At 70.8% G+C, this 1,713-nt stretch carries 2 protein-coding genes; both read right to left on the bottom strand.

The window, feature by feature from the left end:
* Positions 1–345, bottom strand: a 345-nt coding sequence (locus ACWDS7_RS48280) for an exonuclease domain-containing protein (protein WP_451934798.1), incomplete at its 3' end; no start/stop codon positions are given.
* A gap of 20 nt (positions 346–365) precedes the next feature.
* Positions 366–1,544: a recombination directionality factor gene (locus ACWDS7_RS48275; RefSeq protein WP_451934797.1), complete on the bottom strand. Its 1,179-nt coding sequence runs from the start codon at positions 1,542–1,544 to the stop codon at positions 366–368.
* Positions 1,545–1,713: the final 169 nt, after the last annotated feature.

The raw sequence follows: 1,713 nt of genomic DNA, 5'->3' as shown, positions 1-1,713 counted from the left end.
GTCGCCGAACGGCTCCAGGCCGTGCCGGCGGGTCTCCCGGTCCAGCAGGGTGAGGTCGTAGGCGAGGTTGAACCCGACGATCGGCACGCCGTCGAACACCCGGGCCATGAGCGTGTTGGCCAGCGCCTCGGCCACGTGCGCCGGGTCCTGGCCGTGCTCGGCGGCGTGCTCGGTGGTGATGCCGTGCACCGCGGTCGCGGAGTCGGGGATCTCGATGCCGGGGTCGGCGAGCAGGGTGCGGATGTCGGTCTGGCCGGTGGTGCCGTTGATGAGGGCGACGCAGCCGGTGACGATGCGGTCGTCGTCTACGGAGATGCCGGTGGTCTCCAAGTCGAAAGCGATCATGGTTCCGAGATGCCAGCCCATCAGAACGGCACCTCGTCGCTGCCCTGGGCCGCCGGGGCCGGAGTGTTGAACCTCCCGGCCTTCACCAGCTTCAGGAACGCGTCCAGGTCCGCCTCAGACGCCTCGTAGTGCGGGCCGCCCATCGCGCCGAGGAACGTCTGCTCCAGTTCCGTCGTGGTGCCGGGCCAGGCGCTGACGATCTGCATCCACAGCGCGTCGGCGTCCGGCAGCTCCTGCGCAGCAGCCGCGGCCGGAGCGGGCGGGGCGACAGCGGCCGGCGGCGGGTTCATCAGCGCGTCCCGGCGGCGCATGAACGCCAACGCCACCGGATCTGCCGGATCCTGCAGATTCACCGCGAATCCGGCGCGCTGAGCGGCCGCGAGGTTCGTGCTGAGGTCCTCCAGCGATACTGAGCCCTCGGCGGCAGCGATGAAGTCCTCCGCACCCGGCGCCACAGGCTTCGGCGCTTCGATCGCCGTACGACTCCCGCCAGCCACCGAAGCCCGCTGACCCTGGCCAGCCGCCTCCAGCGCGACCCCGCCCTCACCGGCCAGCAGCTGCGCCGGCGTCACCTGCACGTCCAGCTTCGGCACCATGAACCGGGCCGTCTGCCCGTCATCCCGGACGACCTGCTTCTCCTCCATCGTCAACCACGCGTCCACGTAGCCCCGGGTCGCCGCCAGGAACTGGGCGACCTCCGGCAACTCGACCGCCGCGTAGTAGCCGTGGGAGGTCAGCAGCCACACGCCCAGGCCCGGCACATCACGCAGCATGACGTTGAGCCGCGTCGTGATCTGGCACGCCCGCTGGTCCGGGTTACACATGCACGGCTTGTCGGACTTCTGCTCGGTGACGCCGTCGCAGCGGCGCACGCACTTGGAGCCCTTGTACAGCTCGTACCACTGGGTCACCGGCTCCCGCGGGGGCACCAAGACCGGCAGCCGATCGGCGTCGGTGTAGACCTCCCACTCGGCGGGGCCGCCGTTCGCCGGAGTCCATGCCTGCACGGTGCCGCCGTAGAGGCTGGCCACCTCCTCCAGGAGGGGCCGGGAGGCGGAGGTGAGGCGGAAGCGGTTGAGCTTCGCCGGGCGCAGGATCGGCTTGCCGGTCTTCTCGCTAACGCGGCCGGTGTCGACGGTGTGGCCGATGCGGATCTCGCCGAGCTGCCGCATACGGCGCTGAAGTTCGATGATGGGCACGGGTCAGGCAACCTTCCTGGCCAGGGGGCGAGCGGGGGGCTTGAGGGCCGGGCCGACGATCGTCTTGGCCTGGCCGGTCTGGAACTCCGCGACCTCGCGGATCGAGCAGAACGCGGCGAACACCTCGTCACCGCACCGCACCGGGTACAGCCGGTACCCCTCGGGACGC

The organism is Streptosporangium sp. NPDC003464, from assembly GCF_053588315.1.
This window is presented reverse-complemented; position numbering and strand designations above follow the sequence as displayed.